General features: G+C 29.8%; 15 protein-coding genes. All 15 read left to right on the top strand.

What is annotated here, in order from left to right:
• The first annotated feature begins 493 nt into the window (after positions 1-493).
• The 15 genes from FVE72_RS09280 to dnaJ all read left to right on the top strand — a co-directional run bounded on the left by FVE72_RS09280 (position 494) and on the right by dnaJ (position 18,711).
• Complete coding sequence (locus FVE72_RS09280; RefSeq protein WP_006808481.1) at positions 494-1,342, top strand: SAM hydrolase/SAM-dependent halogenase family protein; 849 nt, start codon at positions 494-496, stop codon at positions 1,340-1,342.
• A gap of 10 nt (positions 1,343-1,352) precedes the next feature.
• Positions 1,353-2,018: a uracil-DNA glycosylase gene (locus FVE72_RS09275; RefSeq protein ID WP_026738126.1), complete on the top strand. Its 666-nt coding sequence runs from the start codon at positions 1,353-1,355 to the stop codon at positions 2,016-2,018.
• 3 nt (positions 2,019-2,021) lie between these two features.
• Positions 2,022-3,002, top strand: a complete 981-nt coding sequence (locus tag FVE72_RS09270; protein WP_026738125.1) for a LacI family DNA-binding transcriptional regulator — start codon at positions 2,022-2,024, stop codon at positions 3,000-3,002.
• Positions 3,003-3,201: 199 nt separating this feature from the next.
• The gene (ebgA, locus tag FVE72_RS09265; protein WP_036056195.1) at positions 3,202-6,159 is read left to right on the top strand and encodes a beta-galactosidase subunit alpha; all 2,958 of its coding nucleotides are present in this window, start codon (positions 3,202-3,204) and stop codon (positions 6,157-6,159) included.
• Positions 6,160-6,169: 10 nt separating this feature from the next.
• Positions 6,170-6,598: a YhcH/YjgK/YiaL family protein gene (locus FVE72_RS09260; RefSeq protein ID WP_026738124.1), complete on the top strand. Its 429-nt coding sequence runs from the start codon at positions 6,170-6,172 to the stop codon at positions 6,596-6,598.
• 22 nt (positions 6,599-6,620) lie between these two features.
• The gene (locus FVE72_RS09255; protein ID WP_026738123.1) at positions 6,621-7,802 is read left to right on the top strand and encodes an ABC transporter substrate-binding protein; all 1,182 of its coding nucleotides are present in this window, start codon (positions 6,621-6,623) and stop codon (positions 7,800-7,802) included.
• 15 nt (positions 7,803-7,817) lie between these two features.
• A complete protein-coding gene (locus tag FVE72_RS09250) occupies positions 7,818-8,705 on the top strand; it encodes a carbohydrate ABC transporter permease (protein WP_026738122.1) in 888 nt (295 codons plus the stop codon).
• Positions 8,706-8,718: 13 nt separating this feature from the next.
• A complete protein-coding gene (locus FVE72_RS09245) occupies positions 8,719-9,543 on the top strand; it encodes a carbohydrate ABC transporter permease (protein ID WP_006808460.1) in 825 nt (274 codons plus the stop codon).
• Positions 9,540-11,798, top strand: coding sequence for a glycoside hydrolase family 65 protein (locus tag FVE72_RS09240; RefSeq protein WP_026738121.1), 2,259 nt, complete (start codon positions 9,540-9,542; stop codon positions 11,796-11,798). Before FVE72_RS09245 ends, FVE72_RS09240 begins: the two co-directional genes overlap by 4 nt.
• A complete protein-coding gene (pgmB, locus tag FVE72_RS09235; protein WP_006808483.1) occupies positions 11,785-12,423 on the top strand; it encodes a beta-phosphoglucomutase in 639 nt (212 codons plus the stop codon). Before FVE72_RS09240 ends, pgmB begins: the two co-directional genes overlap by 14 nt.
• Positions 12,424-12,672: 249 nt before the next feature.
• A complete protein-coding gene (gene hrcA, locus FVE72_RS09230) occupies positions 12,673-13,680 on the top strand; it encodes a heat-inducible transcriptional repressor HrcA (protein ID WP_006808493.1) in 1,008 nt (335 codons plus the stop codon).
• 25 nt (positions 13,681-13,705) lie between these two features.
• A complete protein-coding gene (grpE, locus tag FVE72_RS09225; protein ID WP_026738120.1) occupies positions 13,706-14,317 on the top strand; it encodes a nucleotide exchange factor GrpE in 612 nt (203 codons plus the stop codon).
• A gap of 238 nt (positions 14,318-14,555) precedes the next feature.
• Complete coding sequence (gene dnaK / locus FVE72_RS09220; RefSeq protein ID WP_026738119.1) at positions 14,556-16,388, top strand: molecular chaperone DnaK; 1,833 nt, start codon at positions 14,556-14,558, stop codon at positions 16,386-16,388.
• A 171-nt stretch (positions 16,389-16,559) separates the two neighbouring features.
• Positions 16,560-17,432: an aldose 1-epimerase family protein gene (locus FVE72_RS09215; RefSeq protein ID WP_026738118.1), complete on the top strand. Its 873-nt coding sequence runs from the start codon at positions 16,560-16,562 to the stop codon at positions 17,430-17,432.
• Between the two features lie 100 nt (positions 17,433-17,532).
• Positions 17,533-18,711, top strand: a complete 1,179-nt coding sequence (gene dnaJ, locus FVE72_RS09210; RefSeq protein WP_026738117.1) for a molecular chaperone DnaJ — start codon at positions 17,533-17,535, stop codon at positions 18,709-18,711.
• Positions 18,712-18,929: the final 218 nt, after the last annotated feature.

Here is an 18,929-nt window from a genome sequence, read left to right as displayed (position 1 = left end):
TAGTGACTTTTAGTGTAAAAAATAGTATACTATCCTCGTAGAGAGGAGGTGAAGTCATCATATGAATTTAGTGGAAACAGTTACTCTGATCGCAAATATATGCACTATCATCGTTACAATAGATTATTTTTTAAACAAACGGAAATAATCGGTATGAGAGGTTCTTCCTCTCTACTTAAAATAACAAAAAAGGAAGTGATAAAATGTTGCAATATATAAATACAATTTTGTCAGTAGTTAATTTAATTTTATTATTATACATACTATATAGAAAGAAATAAAAAAATAAGCCCTGATCGCAAATTTGAGGGCTTAATCATCATATGAATTTCTTATAAAAAGTATACGATAAATTTGTAAAGAAGTCAAGTGAAAAATCTTAATGGTAAAAAATATAAAAATATAAAAGCTCCGTATTGTTTGTAATTTATACAGGCAATATCGGAATTTTGAGAAAGTTAATAAACTTTTTTATAAAATAATAGGAGGAATTATGAATAATATGCTTGTTTTACAAACGGATTTCGGGTTACAGGACGGAGCAGTTGCTGCAATGTACGGAGTTTCTTTGGGAGTAAATCCTGATTTGAAGATATATAATTTGACACATGAAATCGAGACATATAATATATGGGATGCTTCTTATAGATTAGTACAGACTTTACAGTATTGGCCAGAGGGAACGGTTTTTGTATCGGTTGTTGATCCGGGAGTAGGAAGTTCGAGAAAAAGCATAGTTGCAAAAACAAAAGACAAAAAGTATATAGTAACTCCTGATAACGGCACGCTGACTCATATACATTCCAATATCGGCATTGAGGAAATAAGAGAAATAGATGAAACAAAAAACAGATTACCTTATTCGGGAGAGTCTTATACATTCCACGGACGGGATATATATGCTTTTACAGGAGCAAGGCTGGCAAGCGGAGTTATTTCTTATGAAGAAGTCGGTCCTAAAATTTCTTTAGATGAAATGGTATGTTTGAATACAACAGAAGTAACAGTTGATGAAGATGGAATGATAAAAGGAACTATTGATATACTTGATATAAGATTCGGTAATTTATGGACAAATATTCCGAAAGAAATTTTTGATAAAGTAGGTATAAATTACGGAGATACTTTGGAGTTGAATATAAAACATGACACAAGAAATGTCTTTAACAGCAGTGTGAAATTCGTAAAATCTTTTGCGGAAGTGCATGTAGGAAGAACATTATTATATGTAAATTCTTTAAATAAAATAGGTGTTGCTATAAATCAGGGATCATTTTCAAGAGCTCATCAGGTAGAATCAGGTTATCAATGGAAAGTCGAACTGAAAAAAATAAGTAAATAGCGAGGTAATTATGGTTAATATAGGAAATGACTGGGATGAAGTTTTTAAAGGAGAATTTGAAAAAGAATATTATCAGAATTTAAGAAAATTTCTGATAAATGAATACAGAACAAAAAGAATATATCCGAAAGCCGATGAAATATTTACGGCTTTCAAGCTGACAGGTTATAAAGACTGTAAAATAGTTTTACTCGGGCAGGATCCTTATCACGGTATAAATCAAGCACATGGTCTTGCATTTTCTGTAAAAGAAGGAGTGAAACTTCCTCCGTCATTACAAAATATGTACAAGGAAATAAGCGAGGAGTACGGTTATGAAATGAGTAAAAACGGTTATCTCGTTCCTTGGGCAAAACAGGGAGTGCTGCTTCTTAATACGGCTCTTACAGTTATTGCCGATAATGCAAATTCTCACTCGAAAATCGGTTGGGAAATATTTACGGATAATGTAATAGAATATCTTAATGAAAGAGAAGAACCTCTGATTTTCATACTTTGGGGAAATAATGCCAGAAGTAAAAAAAGACTTATAAATACAGGAAAACACTATATTTTAGAAGCAGCTCACCCGAGTCCTTTATCTGCAAGTAGAGGATTTTTTGGATGCGGACACTTTAAGAAAGCTAACGAAATATTAAAAGAACTCGGAAAAGAAGAGATTGATTGGAGGATGTAGAAAATGATAACATTATCAGAAATTTCTAAAATTGCAGGAGTGTCTATTTCAACTGTTTCCAGAGTGTTATCTGAAGATGAAACTTTAAAAGTGACTGATGAAATAAGAAATAAAATTATAAAAATAGCTGATGAAAACCAATATAAGAGAAAAAGAAAAAAAAGTAAAAATCTGAATGAATATGAAGAGGTAATGATATTAAAAAATTATGATGAAGAAACTGAAATTGAAGATGCGTATTACTATTATTTAAGAACAAAACTTGAAAATAAGTTGAAAAAAAATAATATAAAAATAGTAGTTGAAAGGTATAGTAAAAAAATAAATCTAAAAAAAAATAATATTTTGATTGGAAGTTATCCTGAAAAAATTTTATCGGATTTATCTAAAAAGAGGTGTAATTTAATTTTATGTGATTCTTATTCAGATAAGGAAAATATAGATTGTGTTACTTTTAATTTTAAAAATTCTGTTTATAAAGTTTTAGACTATATTATAAATAGAGGGCATTCTAATATAGGTTTTATAGGAGGAAAAGATAGTGAAGAAAAACAGGATTTTCGTGAAAAATATTTTACAAAATATATGAAAAAATTTAATATGTATAAAAAAGAAAATATTTATATAGAAAATTTTGATTTTAAAACAGGATATAATAAAACAAAAGAAATATTATCTTTAGAAGAGTATCCGACAGCATTATTTGTAGCAACAGATGAAATAGCACTTGGTTGTTATAAAGCTGCAAAAGAATTTAATAAAAAAATACCTGAAGATATTTCTATAATAGGATTTAATAATTTAGATATGTCTGAATATATGATACCTCCGCTGACATCAGTTCAGGTATATATGGATAATATAATAAATGAAACAATAAATTTACTGAAAGAAAGAATGATACATAATAAAAATTATACTAAAAAAATTCTTTTGGAAACCAAAATAATAGAAAGAGACAGTGTGAAGCAGTTATTGTTATAAAATGATTAATAATCTATAACAGTAACTGTTTTTTAGTAAAAAAAATATTTTCAATCTCTTTAAATAATTGAATTTTATTATATGATTTTGAGTAAAAAAATCAAAAAAATAATAAAAAATAGAAAAATATTTATCTTTAAATATTGATTTTTACTAAAAAAGAGGTATACTTTATTATTAAATAACTCAGGAGATAAAGATGAATAAATGGGAAGATTTCAACATATTAAGTGAGAATACAATGGAACCTAGAAATCACTTTTTTCGATATGAAAATTTAGAAAAAGCCAAAACTTTTAATCGGTATTACAGTGAAAATTTTTTACTATTAAATGGAATTTGGAAATTCAAGTATTTCAAAAATCCTCATGAAGTATTAGAGGAATATCATTCTCAAATTACAGCTGACAGAGAAATACAAGTTCCAAATATGTGGCAATTTGAGGGCTATGGTCAACCTCATTATACCGATGAAGGATTTCCGTTCCCTATAGATTTTCCTTATGTATCGACAGATAATCCCACAGGATTATATCAAAGATATTTTTACTTGAGCAAAGAGTTTAAAAATAAAGATATTATATTAAAAGCTGAAGGTATAGAGAGTTATTATGAATTATATATTAACGGTCATTATGTGGGATTGAATAAAGGAAGCAGGCTAATAACAGAATTTGATATAACAGATTTTGTAAATATATCTAAGGAAAATCTGATTAGTATAAAAGTACTTCAATGGTCTGATTCTACGTATTTAGAAGATCAGGATATGTGGTGGATTTCAGGAATTTTTAGAGATATTTATATATATTCAAAAAATAGATTTTGCATAGAAAAATACGTTGTAAAGACCGAAATGAAAAATGATTATAAAGATTCGGATTTAATTATTGATTTAGAATTGAATACAGAAAAATTTTTGGGCAAAAATTTGGAAATAGAATTTACTTTATATAACGAAAAAGAAAAAATTTTTTCTGAGAAAATTGTGCCTAAGAAAAAAAATATAAAGTTAAAAAAAAGTATCAAAAAAATAATTGAATGGAATCCTGAAAATCCCTATTTATATGATTTGTTTATAATTTTGAGAAAAGATAAAAAAATAATTGAAGTGATTCCTCAAAAGGTCGGTTTCAGATATATAGAAGTTAAAAAGGGGTTGATGTATTTAAACGGAAAATATTTTATGATGCATGGAGTTAATAGACATGACAATGATCATATAAGTGGAAGAACAGTCGGATTTGAAAGAATGGAAAAAGATATAATATTGATGAAACAGAATAATATCAATTCAGTCAGAACAGCACATTATCCCAATTCTCCGAGATTTTACGAATTATGTGATAAATATGGTTTAATGGTATTGTCTGAAATGGATATTGAAACTCATGGATTTGTTAATACAGATGATTTCAATATGCTAATTAATAATGAAAAGTATAAAAAAATGTTTGTTTCCCGTGTAGTAAGACAAGTAATAAGTCAGATAAATCATCCAAGTATAATAATATGGTCATTAGGTAATGAATCAGGATACGGTGTCAATGTAACTCATATGACTAACGAAATAAAGAAAGTAGATACCACTCGGCTAATACATTATGAAGAAGACAGATATGCGGAAGATGTAGATATAATAAGTACAATGTATTCAAGAGTTCAGATGATGGATAACTTTGGAAGATTTCCTTCAGATAAACCGAGAATAATCTGTGAATATGCTCATGCGATGGGAAACGGTCCGGGAGGGTTAAAAGAATATCAGGAAGTATTCTATAAATATCCTTCAATACAGGGGCATTTTGTATGGGAATGGTGTGATCACGGAATTTATGATAAAGAAAGAGATATATACAAATATGGAGGTGATTATGAAGATTATCCGAACAATTTAAATTTTTGTATGGACGGATTAATTTTTTCAAATCAAAAAGAAGGACCGGGATTAAAAGAATATAAACAGGTTATTTCTCCGGTTTTAATAAAGAAAATTTCCGACATTGAATATAAAGTTATAAACAGATACTGGTTCAGTAATTTAAAAGATATAAAAATATATTATGAAATTTTTAACGGAAAGAAACTTACAGAATGCAATGAATTAGAAAATATAGAAAATGGTTCTATAATCAAATTTCCTAGAAAAATAGTAAATGCTTCCATAATTAATTTTAAAGTATATAAAAAGAATAAAACTGATTATTCTGCTGAGAATCATTTATTATCAGTTTACCAATTTCAACTTGAAGAAAAAAAACAGACTTATGAAAAAGACAATAAAATTCCGGAGTTTCATAAGATAACTGAAAATAATAATGAGATTGTAATAACAGGGAAAAATTTCAGTATAAAATTTTCCAAATTAAACGGGAAACTTATATCATATAATTATTCAGGCTTAGAATTGATTAAAAAGCCGGGATCAATTAATTTATACAAACCTGTAATAGATAATCATAAAAAAGAAAATCTAAAATGGTGGCTTCCATTTTATTTTTCAGTAATTCAGGAACATTTCAGAAAAATGAAAATAGTTAAAGAAAAAAATAAAGTGAAAATTTCTGTGAACAGTATTTTAGCTCCTCCTGTATATGATTTCGGATTAAATTGTGAGTATGAATATGAAATTTACGGAAATGGACAAATAAATATAAAATTGAAAGGAAAAAAATATGGGAAATTTTTGGGAATTATACCAAAAATAGGTTTTGAAATAGGATTGAATAAAGATTTACAAAATGTGAAATATTATGGAAGAGGAGAAAATGAAAATTATACTGACAGTAAAGAAGCTTCAATTATAGGATTTTATAAAACAACAGTTGATAATATGTTTATAAATTATCCATATCCTCAAGATAATGGAAATCATCAGGATACAAAAGAATTATATCTGACAAATCATTTCGGACAGGGAATGTCGGTTAAATCAGAAAACGGGCTCAATTTCAGTGCTTGGAATTACACAAAAGAAAATATTGATAAAGCTAAGCATCCAGATGAACTAATAAAATCTGATTTTATAACTTTGAATTTAGATTATAAAATATTAGGATTAGGTTCAAATTCTTGGGGTTCTGAAGTCCTAGAAACGTACAGAGTATATTTGGAAGATTTTGAATATGGATTCAGTATAAATACATATAATGATTAGGAGAGAGAGAATGTATTTGTTTAAATCGTTACCAGAATTTAAATTTAAGTTTGAAGGAGAGAAAAAATGGGACAGGCTTTTTTCTTCACTAAATGAAACAAATAAAATGAGAGACAATATATTTTATAATAATACGGATAGTCTTATAATTATGAAAACAAATTTGAATATGTCAGGAAGTAAGTTTGAAGGACATAAAAGATATATGGATATATACTATATTTTGGAGGGAGAAAGTGAAATAGAAATTAATTTGAAAAAAAATTTAGAGCTGTATAAACAATATGAAGATATAACAGATACTGAATATTATACAGGGAAAGGAGAAAAAATAAACTTAAAAAAAGGTTGTATATTAGTAGCAGAAATAAATGAAGCAATAAAATTTTTAAAAGATGAAAATACACAAAAAATAGTTGTTAAATTAACAGTAGAATAAAAAGAGAAAGGTGATGGGAAATATGTTTAAATGGAAAAGAATATTATTAGTAGTTATATTTGCTATTATTTTATTGTCTTGCGGGAAAAAAGATAACAGAGTTAAAATCAGATTTGCAACTTGGGATAATGCTGAAACTTTAGAGTTTCAAAAGGAAATGGTTGAAAAGTTTAATAAAAGTCAGGATAAAATTCAAGTTCTGATAGAAGCCTACGGCGAAAATTATGATACTAAAATAACAGCTTCTATGGGTAGTTCTGATGCACCGGATGTTATGTATATGTGGAATTTTCCTAAATATAGCGAAGGACTGTTACCGTTAGATGAAATGATAAAAAAAGAAGGAGACAGCTATAAAAATAATTTTTATGAAGCCTTATGGAATTATAATTCTGTTAAAGGAAATGTATACGGATTACCTGTGGGTTATACTACTCATGTATTGTATTATAATAAAGATTTATTTGACAAAGCAGGAATCGAATATCCCAATAATAATTGGACATGGGAAGATGTAGAAAAAGCAGCTGCTAAACTTACAAATAAAACTGAAAAAATATACGGTTTTGCATTTTCACAAAAACCTGATCCTTATGATTATGAAATGTTTGCATGGTCTAATGGAGGTTCATTTAATCCAGATATGATTTTAGACGATAAGTCAATAGAACCTTTCAAATTTTTTCAAAAAATGATTAGAGAAGGAAATGCAATATCTACTGAAGACGGAGGAGAAAAAAGCTTTCTTTTGGGTAAAATAGGGATGTTTATAAACGGAGCATGGTCATTGCAAAAATTGCAAGATAAAAAACTTAATTTCGGAGTAGAAGTCTTGCCTAAATTTGGTAGTGAATCGTCTCAAAGTATTATAAGTTCTTCGGGAGTTTCTATATCCAAGACAACAAAGCATCCTGAAGAAGCATGGGAATTCATAAAATACTGGACGAGTGAAGAAATGAATAAAAACAGATTGAATTATGAGTTGCCGGTATTAAAATCGGTTGCTAAAAGTGAAAATTTAACTGAAGATAAAATAAAAGGAAAATTTTACAAAATGTTGGAACAAAGCCAAAAAAATATGCCAACTTCATTTGTTATTTCAAATTGGTCGGATATAGGAGAAAAAATAGGTTTGGCATTAGAAAAAATTTTTAACAAAAATTCACTTGTTGAACCGAAAGAAGCTTTATTCGAAGTTAAATAAAATCAGGAGGATATAATGGAAATTAAATTTAAAAAAAATATAATTCCGTATATATTTATAGGACCTCATTTTTTAGGTTTATTTCTATTTACATTGGGACCTTTGATAATGTCTTTAATTATGAGTTTTTTTAACTGGCCGGTAATAGGGGAAAGAGTTTTTACAGGATTTTCAAATTATATTGAGTTATTTACAAAAGACACACAGTTTTATAAGTCTTTATTCATAACTTTTAAATTTACAGTCATTTTTGTTCCTGTAAATATAGTGCTGTCATTGTTACTTGCACTACTTATTTCTCAAGATTTAAAAGGAATGTCTTTTTTCAGAATTATATTTTATTTGCCGACAGTTGTATCAAGTGTTGCAATTTCCATAATATGGGGATGGATATTAAATGGAGAATATGGGATATTGAATTATTTTCTTTCAATTTTAAAAATTACAGGTCCTGACTGGTTAAATAGTGAAAAATATTCAATATTTGCATTGATAATAGCATCAGGATGGACAGTGGGTGTTATGATGCTTGTATTTTACACTGCATTGAAATCTATACCGTATGAATTATACGAATCTGCTATAATTGACGGAGCAAATAATATTGTTATATTTTTTAAAATAACTTTGCCACTTATAACACCTACATTATTATTTAATTTAGTAACCGCAATAATAGGAGCCTTACAAAATTTAGCTCTGGTAATACTTTTAACTAATGGAGGTCCTTTAAATTCGACTTATATGTACGGTTTATTTGTTTATAATAATGCATTCAAAAAGTCAAGATTAGGTTATGCTTCGGCAAGTGCATGGGTAATGTTTATATTTATTTTGATTATAACAGGGGTTATATTTAAAAGTTCAAAAAAATGGGTATATAACTACGATAATAAGGAATAGAGGGTGAGAATTTATGAGATTAAGTTTAAAGACAAAATTTGTAATATACTTTCTATGTGTAGTTTTCAGCATATATTTTTTGTTTCCTTTTATTTGGATGATTTTAAGTGCGTTAAAAACAGATGTGGAAGTATTTAGTTATCCTCCGAAATTTTTTCCTGAAAAATTTAATTTTAAAAACTTCTATGATGCGTGGCATTCTCAAAAATTTTCAGTGTTTTTAGTAAATTCTCTAATAATTACAGCTTTTACTACGTTAGGACAGGTAATATCAGGCTCGTTAGCCGCATATGGATTTGCAAGATACAAATTTAAAGGAGATAAAATTCTGTTTTCATTAATGTTGGCAACAATGATGTTACCTTGGGATGTTACAGTTATACCTCAATACATGCAATTTAATATACTCGGTTGGATTGATACTTTAAAACCGCTTATAATACCTGCATTATTCGGTTCAGCTTACTATATATATTTATTAAGACAATTTTTGGAAACACTTCCCAGCGACTTTGCCGAAGCTGCAAAAATAGACGGAGCAAATGAGTTTCAGATTTATCGGATGATATATCTACCATTGATGAAACCGAGTATTATATTAGTTGCAGTGTTAAATATAATTGTAGTTTGGAATGATTATTTAGGGCCTCTGGTATTTACTAATAGCAGTGATAAGTACACATTGGCTTTAGGATTGGCAGCTTTCAAGGGGGTTCATAGTGATGCTATAATTTATACTATGTGTATAAGTATTATTATGTGTATACCGCCTATAATAATATTTTTCATGGCACAGAAAAATATTATTGAAGGAATAAGTGGAGGTGTAAAAGGATGATAAGAGACAGATTTTCTGATAATATAAAAAAGTATTTATCGGAGGATGAATGGATTGTAGTTGAAGATGGATATAATTCATTGGAAAATCTGAATTATGAAACAATATTTGCAATGGCGAGCGGTAAAATGGGATTACGGGCAACTCATCCTGAAGGTTGGGTGAAAAAAACTTTACCTGCTAACTATATGCACGGTGTATTTGATCGTTCAGAAGCTTTTCAGAGAGAATTGTGTAATTTACCGAATTTTAATATTTTAAAAATATATTATAAAACGGAACCTATAAGTGTAGAATATGGAGCCAAAACAGAAGATTATATAAGAGTTCTTGATTTAAAAAACGGCATTTTGGCAAAACATTATATAAATGAATCTTATGACGGAAGAAAAACTCTTGTGGAAACTTTACAGTTTTTAAGTAGGAAACATCCGAATTCGGGACTTTTAAAATATTTTATAACACCTTTAAATTATTCGGGAAAAATGGAATTTGAAAATATAATTGACGGAAGTGTAACTAATTTTTATGATTTTCCGAGATTTCGAGTTAAACACATGAATATTAAAGAAGTAGGGAAATTTTCCAATAATGGAATTTATATAAATAGTGAAACGAGAGATTTTAAATTACAGGTAACAACATCAAGTAAAGTAAAGATTATTGATAAAAAAACGCAGTTTCAGATAAAATCTCACGGAGAATATGCGATAGAATTTTTTGATTGTGATTTTGTTGAAAATGAAACTCTAATAATTGAAAAGTATTCTTGTGTAAGAAATGGGAATGAAACTGATAACACGAAACTAAGTTCAGAAAAAGAGTTAGAGGAAATATACGTTGCAGGTTTTGAAAATGAATTAAAAGAGCATATAATAATCTATAATGAAATGTGGGAAATGGCAGATATTAAAATAAAAGGAGATCCTGAGTTAGAAAAGGCTGTAAGATTTGAAATTTTTCATCTTATGAGTACTCCAAATCCTGAAAGTAGTATGACTAATATAGGTGCAAAAATGATTCATGGAGAGGAATATGGAGGACATGCTTTTTGGGATACAGAATTATTTATATTACCTTACTTTATATGGACTTTTCCGAAAATAGCAAAAAAATTGGTAGAATATAGATATAATTTATTGGATGGTGCAAGAAGAAATGCTCGAAAATATGGATATAAAGGAGCAAGATTTCCGTGGGAATCGGCTGATACGGGAGATGAGGAGTGTCCCGATTGGACAATAGAAGGAGATGGCACTTGTTATGAATGTGTAGTTGCCAAACAGGAGATACATGTAACATCTGCTGTAGTTTACGGAGGATATCAATATTATAAAGTAACTGAAGATAAAGATTATTTCTATAATAAATTCTTGGAAATTTTAGCCGAAACCTCCAGATATTTTATTGATCGATTGGAATACAGTAAAGAAAAAGATTGTTATGAACTTACAAATGTTATGGGACCTGATGAATGGCATGAAAATGTATCCAATAATATTTATACAAATTATATTGTAAAATGGCACTTAAATTTGGCTAATAAATTATTGATGAATCATATGACAAACGAAATAGTAAAAAATATGCTTAACAAAATTAATATGTCATATGAAGAAGTAATAAATTTTAAAAAAATATCCAAAAAAATTTATTTGCCTCTAGATAATGAAATAGTAGAACAGTTTGACGGATACTTTAACTTGAAAGATATAGAAATATATCAATGGGATAAAAATAATATGCCTTTATTACCGAAAGAGTTAAAAGAAATTCCCAGAGAACAAACTACAATAAATAAGCAGGCTGATGTCGTTATGGTGATGTTTTTATTTCCGGAAAATTTTTCAGAAGAAGTTCAAAGAAAGAATTTTGATTTTTATGAAAAAAGAACTTTACAAAGGTCTTCTTTAAGTCCGAGTATCTTCAGTATTGTAGGAAACCGAGTAGGCTCAGGTGATCGTGCTTATGATTATTTTTTAAGAAGTGCTTTTGTTGATTTAAAAAATAATCAAGGAAATACAAGAGAAGGGATGCATGCTGCTTCGGCAGGAGGGGTATGGCAATCATTGATTTTAGGATTTGCAGGAATGAGTATTGAAAAAGGAGAACTACAATTTTCTCCTAAACTTCCTAAAAAATGGAAAGAAATTGAATTTTCTATAATTCATAAAAGTAAAATCAATAAAGTTAATATAACTTCTAACAATAAAGTTAAAATAAAAGAAAAAGGAATGATAAATGGGAATGTTTAAGGGATATATTTTTGATTTGGACGGTGTGGTTTGTCATACAGATAAATTTCATTATTCAGCATGGAAAAAAATATCTGATGATTTAGGAATAAAATTTAGTGAAAATATAAATAATTTGTTAAGAGGAGTAAGCAGAAAAGAAAGTCTGGAGATAATACTTTCTTTTTCGGATAAAAAAATAAGTGATGCCGAAAAAGAAAAAATAATTAAAAGTAAAAATGATTTATATGTTAAGTCTTTAGAGAAAATAAATAAAGATTTTTTGGATGATGGTGTTGAGGAAGTATTGAGAAATCTGAAAGAAAAAAATAAAAAAGTTGCATTAGCTTCTTCCAGTAAAAATGCAAAACTAATTTTAAATAAATTAGAAATAATTAGTTATTTTACAATAATAATTGATGGGAATAATATAACTTATTCCAAGCCAAATCCAGAAATATTTGAAAAAGCAGTTTCCTCATTAGGTTTGGATAAATCAGATTGTCTTGTTATAGAAGATGCAGATAGTGGTATAAAAGCAGCTAAAATAGCAGGAATTAAAGTTTGTGGACTGGGAAATAATTTTACTGAAGAAGTTAATTATAAATTGAATCATATAAAGGAACTGTTTAAATTAATTGATTAATCAATATAGTAAAATAGAAAAATTACTTTCAAAAAAATTGGAGGTAATTTTTTATTGGTTTATAAAAAAATAAGTAAATTTATTTTTCTGAAATCAAAAACAAAAGTCCTCTCAAATCCAATATTTTCAATGTCTAAAAAAATAAAAAAAAATTATAAAAAAAGCTTGACATTATAGGAAAAATATAATATTATATATCTGTGATTAGCACTCTTTAAAGATGAGTGCTAATAAAAAGGAAGGTGTAACATGAATGACAGAGAGCGGTTAATATTGAAAGCAATTATAAAACATTATCTGGAATTTGGTGAGAGTGTCGGTTCGAGAACTCTTGAAAAAAAATATGAAATAGGAGTTTCGTCGGCTACTATAAGAAACACTATGGCAGATCTCGAAGATAAAGGATTAATTGTAAAAACTCATACATCTTCCGGGAGAATTCCGACAAGTGAAGGTTACAGAATATATGTAGAAGAACTTATTAAAATAAGGGATATATCTACCGAAGCAAAGGCTAAAGTTATTGAAGCGTATAATAAAAAGATGAGTCAAATAGATAAAATATTTGAGGAAACATCAAGACTGCTTTCAAAAATAAGCCAATACGCAGGGGTAGTTCTGGAGCCGGCGATAAGACAGGAAAATGTAAAAAAAGTCAAACTGATACATATAAATGATACGGGAATTTTGGCTGTTGCGGTTATGGATTCGTTTTTAACTAAAAGTTTTAATATATTTTTGGAAAATCCTATGAGCGAAGAAGAAGTGGAAAAAATAAATATACAGTTAAACGAAAAGATAAAAAACAGTCCTGAAGCATTTACATTGTCCGATCTTGGAGAATTCTTTATGAATATGGATTTATTAATGCCGGAAGAATTAAAAGAAGAACAGGATGAAAACGAAACAAAACTGTTCTTTGAAGGGGGTACGAACTTACTTGAAAGCAACGTTTCCGACGTTATGAAAGTGATCGACAGGGTTAAGCTCTTTAACAATCCTAACGACATGAAACAGATATTTTCTCAATTTATTCAAACTGATCAGTATAAAGACGGTGAGGTAAATGTAATTTTCGGAGAAGATTTGGATATTGCGGGATTGGAAGATTTCTCCTTTGTGTTCTCAGTTTATACTATGGGAAATGCAAGGGGAATAATGGGAGTAATAGGACCGAAAAGAATGGAATACTCAAAAACGGTCGGATTGGTCGAGTATGTTTCCGAAGAAGTGAAACAGCTCTTAAATAAAAAATGACAGGTAAAGGAGATGAGGATAAAAAATGTCTGAAAAAGATTACGAAAAAGAAATAGCTGATGAAAGCACGGAAAATTTTCAGGAAGAAAATGAAAAAGAAACAAATGAAAATGTAAATAATTCTGATGAAGAAAAGGCTCCTGAAAATGGAGATTCTGATAAAAAAGAAGAAGCAGACAGCCCTGAAATGAAAATAAAAAAATTGGAACTGGAACTTCAGGAATGGAAAAATTCCTATACGAGAAAGTTAGCTGAATTTCAGAATTTTACTAAAAGGAAAGAAGCCGAAGTTTCCGAAATGAAAAAATATGCTTCGGAAAATATAATAGTAAAATTGCTTGATAATATTGATAATCTTGAGAGAGCAATGGATGCCTCGAAAGAAAGTAAAAACTTTGGTTCTCTTGTAGAAGGTGTGAATATGATTTTGAATAATCTGAAATATCTTCTGAAAGAAGAAGGAGTGGAGGAAATAGAAACAGAAAATAAAAAGTTTGATCCTTATGAACATCAGGCGATGATGACAGAGCAGAAAGAAGAATTGGAAAATGACGATATTGTTCAGGTGTTCCAAAAAGGATATAAACTGAAAGGAAAGGTAATAAGACCGGCGATGGTGACGGTGAATAAGAAATAATTTTTTCTTCCTTTTGAAAAAGGAAGCGAAAACAGGCAACTCAAATTTTTCTACATCAAAAGTTCATAATTTCATTGTAAAAATCATAAACTCGTTTGCTTGGCAAACTCAAACAATGATTTTTACTTATAAAATTATTCCTTTTTCTTAGAAAAATTTCAATGTTGCAGGGGAATGATTATAAAGTATTTAAAATTAAAAATATAAATAAATTTAAAAACAAATAGGAGTGATAAATATGAGTAAAATAATAGGAATAGATTTAGGAACAACAAACAGCTGTGTGGCAGTAATGGAAGGGGGATCATTTGCGATAATCCCTAACTCTGACGGAGGAAGAACTACACCGTCTGTAGTAAATATAAAAGAAAACGGAGAAATAATAGTAGGGGAAATCGCTAAAAGACAGGTAATTACAAATCCTGATTCTACAGTAATTTCAATAAAAACAAATATGGGATCCGACTATAAAGTGGATATAAACGGAAAAAGCTATACTCCACAGGAAATTTCGGCAATGATATTGAAAAAATTGAAAAAAGATGCTGAAGCATACTTGGGAGAAGAAGTTAAAGAAGCTGTTATTACAGTGCCTGCTTACTTTACAGATGCACAAAGACAGGCTACAAAAGATGCCGGAGAAATTGCCGGACTTACGGTAAAAAGAATTATAAATGAGCCTACGGCTGCTGCGTTGTCTTACGGATTGGATAAAAAGAAAGAAGAAAAAGTGTTGGTATTCGACTTGGGAGGAGGTACATTTGATGTATCGATTCTTGAAATAGGTGACGGAGTTGTGGAAGTTATATCGACTTCGGGAAATAATCACTTAGGAGGAGACAACTTTGACCAGAAAATAATAGACTGGTTGGCAGATGAATTTAAAAAAGAAACAGGAATTGACTTAAGAAATGACAAAATGGCAATACAAAGATTGAAAGATGCAGCTGAAGATGCTAAGAAAAAATTGTCGACAACATTAGAAACTTCGATTTCATTGCCGTTCATTACAATGGATGCTACAGGACCTAAACATTTGGAGAAAAAACTTACGAGAGCAGCATTTGATGAATTGACAAAAGACTTGGTAGAAGCAACAAAAGGACCTGTAAAACAGGCATTGGACGATGCAAACTTGTCACCTAACGAAATAAATGAAATATTATTGGTAGGAGGATCTACAAGAATACCTGCAGTTCAGGAATGGGTAAAATCTTACTTCGGAAAAGAACCTAATAAAGGAATCAATCCTGATGAAGTAGTTGCAGCAGGTGCGGCAATACAAGGCGGAATCTTAATGGGAGATGTTAAAGATGTATTGTTATTGGACGTAACTCCTTTATCATTGGGAATAGAAACATTGGGAGGAGTATTTACTAAAATAATTGAAAGAAATACAACAGTACCTGTTAAAAAATCTCAAGTATTCTCAACAGCGGCAGATAATCAGCCTGCGGTGTCAATAGTAGTATTACAGGGAGAAAGAGCAAAAGCTGCGGATAACCACAGATTGGGAGAATTCAACCTTGAAGGAATACCTGCAGCACCGAGAGGAATCCCTCAAATAGAAGTTACATTTGATATTGATGCGAACGGAATAGTACACGTTTCGGCAAAAGATTTGGGAACAGGAAAAGAAAATCAGGTAACAATTTCAGGTTCGTCCAATTTATCTAAAGATGATATTGAAAAAATGAAAAAAGATGCTGAAGCTCATGAAGCTGAAGATGCTAAATTTAAAGAATTGGTGGAAGCAAGAAATCAGGCTGATCAGTTAGTTCTTGCGACTGAAAAAACAATCTCTGAAAATGCTGATAAATTACAGGAAACAGAAAAAGAAGATATTGAAAAAGCAATCGAAGAATTGAAAAAAGTAAAAGACGGAGATGATTTGGAAGCTATCAGAAAAGGTGTAGAAGAATTGTCTAAAGTATCTCAAGGATTTGCTACAAGAATGTATCAGGAAGCTGCACAAAAAGCTCAAGCTGAACAGGCTGCAAACGGAAATGCTTCGGGGAATACAAGTTCTGACAGTAATGATGATGTTCAAGATGCGGAAGTAGTAGACTAAAATGTTATTTTAAAGAATTTTATAAATGAGGGCTTGATTAGCCCTCATATTCCTGTATTAACAAATGATTTAAAGTAAAAGAGATATTTTTAAGACGGTTTTTTAAAAGTCTTATTCTGATAAAACGGAAATATAGATTATAATAACAAATCTGAAAAAGGATGTGTAAAAATGGAAAATACATTAAAATACGGAAATGTTGAAATAGAAGTATTGTCAACAGGAGCGGAGTTAAGTAGCTACAAAGTAAACGGAAATGAATTTATTTGGGAGAGAAATCCTGAATTTTGGCCGAACAGTTCGCCTGTTCTGTTTCCTTTTGTAGGAGTGCTTAAAGACGGAAAGTATATTTTTAAAAATAAAGAATACAGCATGACGACAAGACATGGTATAGCAAGATATGAAGATTTTGATTTGGTCGAAAAAGGAGAGAATTTTTTGAAATTCAAGTTTTCTTCTGATGAAGAAACATTGAAAAAATATCCTTTTGAATTTGACTTTTTCATGACATATACAATAATAGATAACAGTCTTGAAATAAAATATGAGGTTATAAATAAAAGCAATGAAGATATGTATTTTTCATTGGGAGCCCATCCGGCATTTGCATTGGAAATAAATGAAAATATAAAATTGGAAGATTATTTTTTGGAATTTGAAAAAGAAGAAACAGCACAGATATACCAACTAAGAACAGATGCTTTAATCTTGAACGAAAGAAAAGACTATTTGAAAAATGAAAAAATAATAAAATTAGATAAAAACATATTTGATAATGATGCTATAATATTTAAAGATTTGAATTCGACAAAAGTAGCATTGAAATGCAATAAAAACGAAAGAAAATTAACGATGGATTATGGTAAATTCCCGTTTATTGCTTTCTGGAGTAAACCTGCGTCACCTTTTGTCTGTATTGAACCGTGGTTCGGAATTTCGGATTTTGCAAATTGCAGCGGTAAACTTGAAGAAAAAACAGGCATTTTGAAATTGGATAAAAATAAAAGTTTTACTGCGAAATTACTATTAACAGGTTCATTATAACGCTATAAAGGAAAGGAGAGAAGAATGTCTTAAACCGTTTATTTAGAGAGTTGAAGATTTGAAAAACGAAAGCGGAATTTAGACATACTTGTAATAAAAAATGGCAAAAAAAGATTATTATGAAATATTGGGAGTGCCGAAGAATGCGACTGACCAGGAAATAAAAAAGGCGTACAGGACAATGGCGAAGAAATATCATCCTGATATGAATAAAGATAATAAAGAAGCTGAAGCTAAATTTAAGGAAGTACAGGAAGCTAACGAAGTGCTTAGTGATCCTCAAAAAAGAGCAGCCTATGATCAATACGGACATGCTGCATTTGAAAACGGAGGACAAGGGGGCTTCGGTCAAGGCGGCTTTGGAGGCTTTGGTGGATTCAGTTCTGAAGGATTCGGTAATTTCGGCGGTTTTGAAGATATAAATTTAGGAGACATTTTCGGAGATTTTTTCGGAGGCGGAAGCAGTAGAAGAAGTCAGGGTCCGAGAGTAAAAGAAGGAGCCGACTTAAGATATAATATGACACTTACATTGGAAGAAGTTGCATTTGGTGTTGAAAAAGAAATTAAATATAAGAGAAAAGGAAAATGTAAAACTTGTAACGGTTCCGGAGCAGAGCCGGGACACGATATGAAAACATGTGATAAATGTAACGGTTCGGGGCAGATAAGAATGCAGCAACGTTCTATATTCGGAGTACAGACAGTTATACATGAATGTGATAAATGTCATGGAACAGGAAAAATACCTGAAAAAGAATGTCACACTTGTCATGGAACAGGAGTAGAAAAAGAAACTGTTGAGAGAAAAGTAAGAATACCGTCAGGTGTGGAGAAAGGTCAAAGACTTGTTGTCAGAGATGGCGGAGATGCAGGGGAAAATAACGGGTTATTCGGAGATTTATATATTTTCATCGATGTAAAAGAACATCCTATATTTAAAAGAAAAGGATACGATATTTACTGTAAAGTACCGATATCAATGACGACGGCGATATTAGGAGGAGAAGTTGAAGTACCGACTCTCGAAGGAAAAAGAACGATAAAAATATCCGAAGGTACTCAAAGCGGAAAAGAATTAAAATTAAGAGATAAGGGTATCAGAACTTCAAATGGAACAGGTTCTGAGATAATAGAAATCAAAATAGAAACTCCTATAAATCTGACAGAAAAACAAAAAAGAATCCTTAAAGAATTTGAAGATTCCTTAAATAAGAAAAACTATAAAGAATCTAACTCTTTTTTAGATAAAATGAAGAAATTTTTTAAAGGTGAAGAGTAATAGAAATAATATGAAAGATATTGATTTTTAGAAATATATATTGTATAATATTCATACTTAGAAGATCTGTTCATAGGGTAGTGAACAGGGTAATAAAAAGAAATACCTGTTGAGAAGAACTGTTCGTTAAGGTGTGCGAACAGGGTAATAAAAAAAATTACCTATTGAGAAGATAGTATAAAGTCCTGCTTGGAAAGTAGGGCTTTTTTGAAAAAGAG

It is taken from the genome of Pseudoleptotrichia goodfellowii (assembly GCF_007990505.1).
In the GTDB taxonomy this organism is placed as follows: domain Bacteria; phylum Fusobacteriota; class Fusobacteriia; order Fusobacteriales; family Leptotrichiaceae; genus Pseudoleptotrichia; species Pseudoleptotrichia goodfellowii.
The sequence above is the reverse complement of the archived record's forward strand: the minus strand, read 5'-3'. Positions and strand labels throughout refer to the sequence as shown.

Coding starts and splice junctions, on each gene's coding strand:
- FVE72_RS09280 (WP_006808481.1), top strand. CDS start 494: ATGAATAATATGCTTGTTTTACAAACGGATTTCGGGTTACAGGACGGA.
- FVE72_RS09275 (WP_026738126.1), top strand. CDS start 1,353: ATGGTTAATATAGGAAATGACTGGGATGAAGTTTTTAAAGGAGAATTT.
- FVE72_RS09270 (WP_026738125.1), top strand. CDS start 2,022: ATGATAACATTATCAGAAATTTCTAAAATTGCAGGAGTGTCTATTTCA.
- ebgA (WP_036056195.1), top strand. CDS start 3,202: ATGAATAAATGGGAAGATTTCAACATATTAAGTGAGAATACAATGGAA.
- FVE72_RS09260 (WP_026738124.1), top strand. CDS start 6,170: ATGTATTTGTTTAAATCGTTACCAGAATTTAAATTTAAGTTTGAAGGA.
- FVE72_RS09255 (WP_026738123.1), top strand. CDS start 6,621: ATGTTTAAATGGAAAAGAATATTATTAGTAGTTATATTTGCTATTATT.
- FVE72_RS09250 (WP_026738122.1), top strand. CDS start 7,818: ATGGAAATTAAATTTAAAAAAAATATAATTCCGTATATATTTATAGGA.
- FVE72_RS09245 (WP_006808460.1), top strand. CDS start 8,719: ATGAGATTAAGTTTAAAGACAAAATTTGTAATATACTTTCTATGTGTA.
- FVE72_RS09240 (WP_026738121.1), top strand. CDS start 9,540: ATGATAAGAGACAGATTTTCTGATAATATAAAAAAGTATTTATCGGAG.
- pgmB (WP_006808483.1), top strand. CDS start 11,785: ATGGGAATGTTTAAGGGATATATTTTTGATTTGGACGGTGTGGTTTGT.
- hrcA (WP_006808493.1), top strand. CDS start 12,673: ATGAATGACAGAGAGCGGTTAATATTGAAAGCAATTATAAAACATTAT.
- grpE (WP_026738120.1), top strand. CDS start 13,706: ATGTCTGAAAAAGATTACGAAAAAGAAATAGCTGATGAAAGCACGGAA.
- dnaK (WP_026738119.1), top strand. CDS start 14,556: ATGAGTAAAATAATAGGAATAGATTTAGGAACAACAAACAGCTGTGTG.
- FVE72_RS09215 (WP_026738118.1), top strand. CDS start 16,560: ATGGAAAATACATTAAAATACGGAAATGTTGAAATAGAAGTATTGTCA.
- dnaJ (WP_026738117.1), top strand. CDS start 17,533: ATGGCAAAAAAAGATTATTATGAAATATTGGGAGTGCCGAAGAATGCG.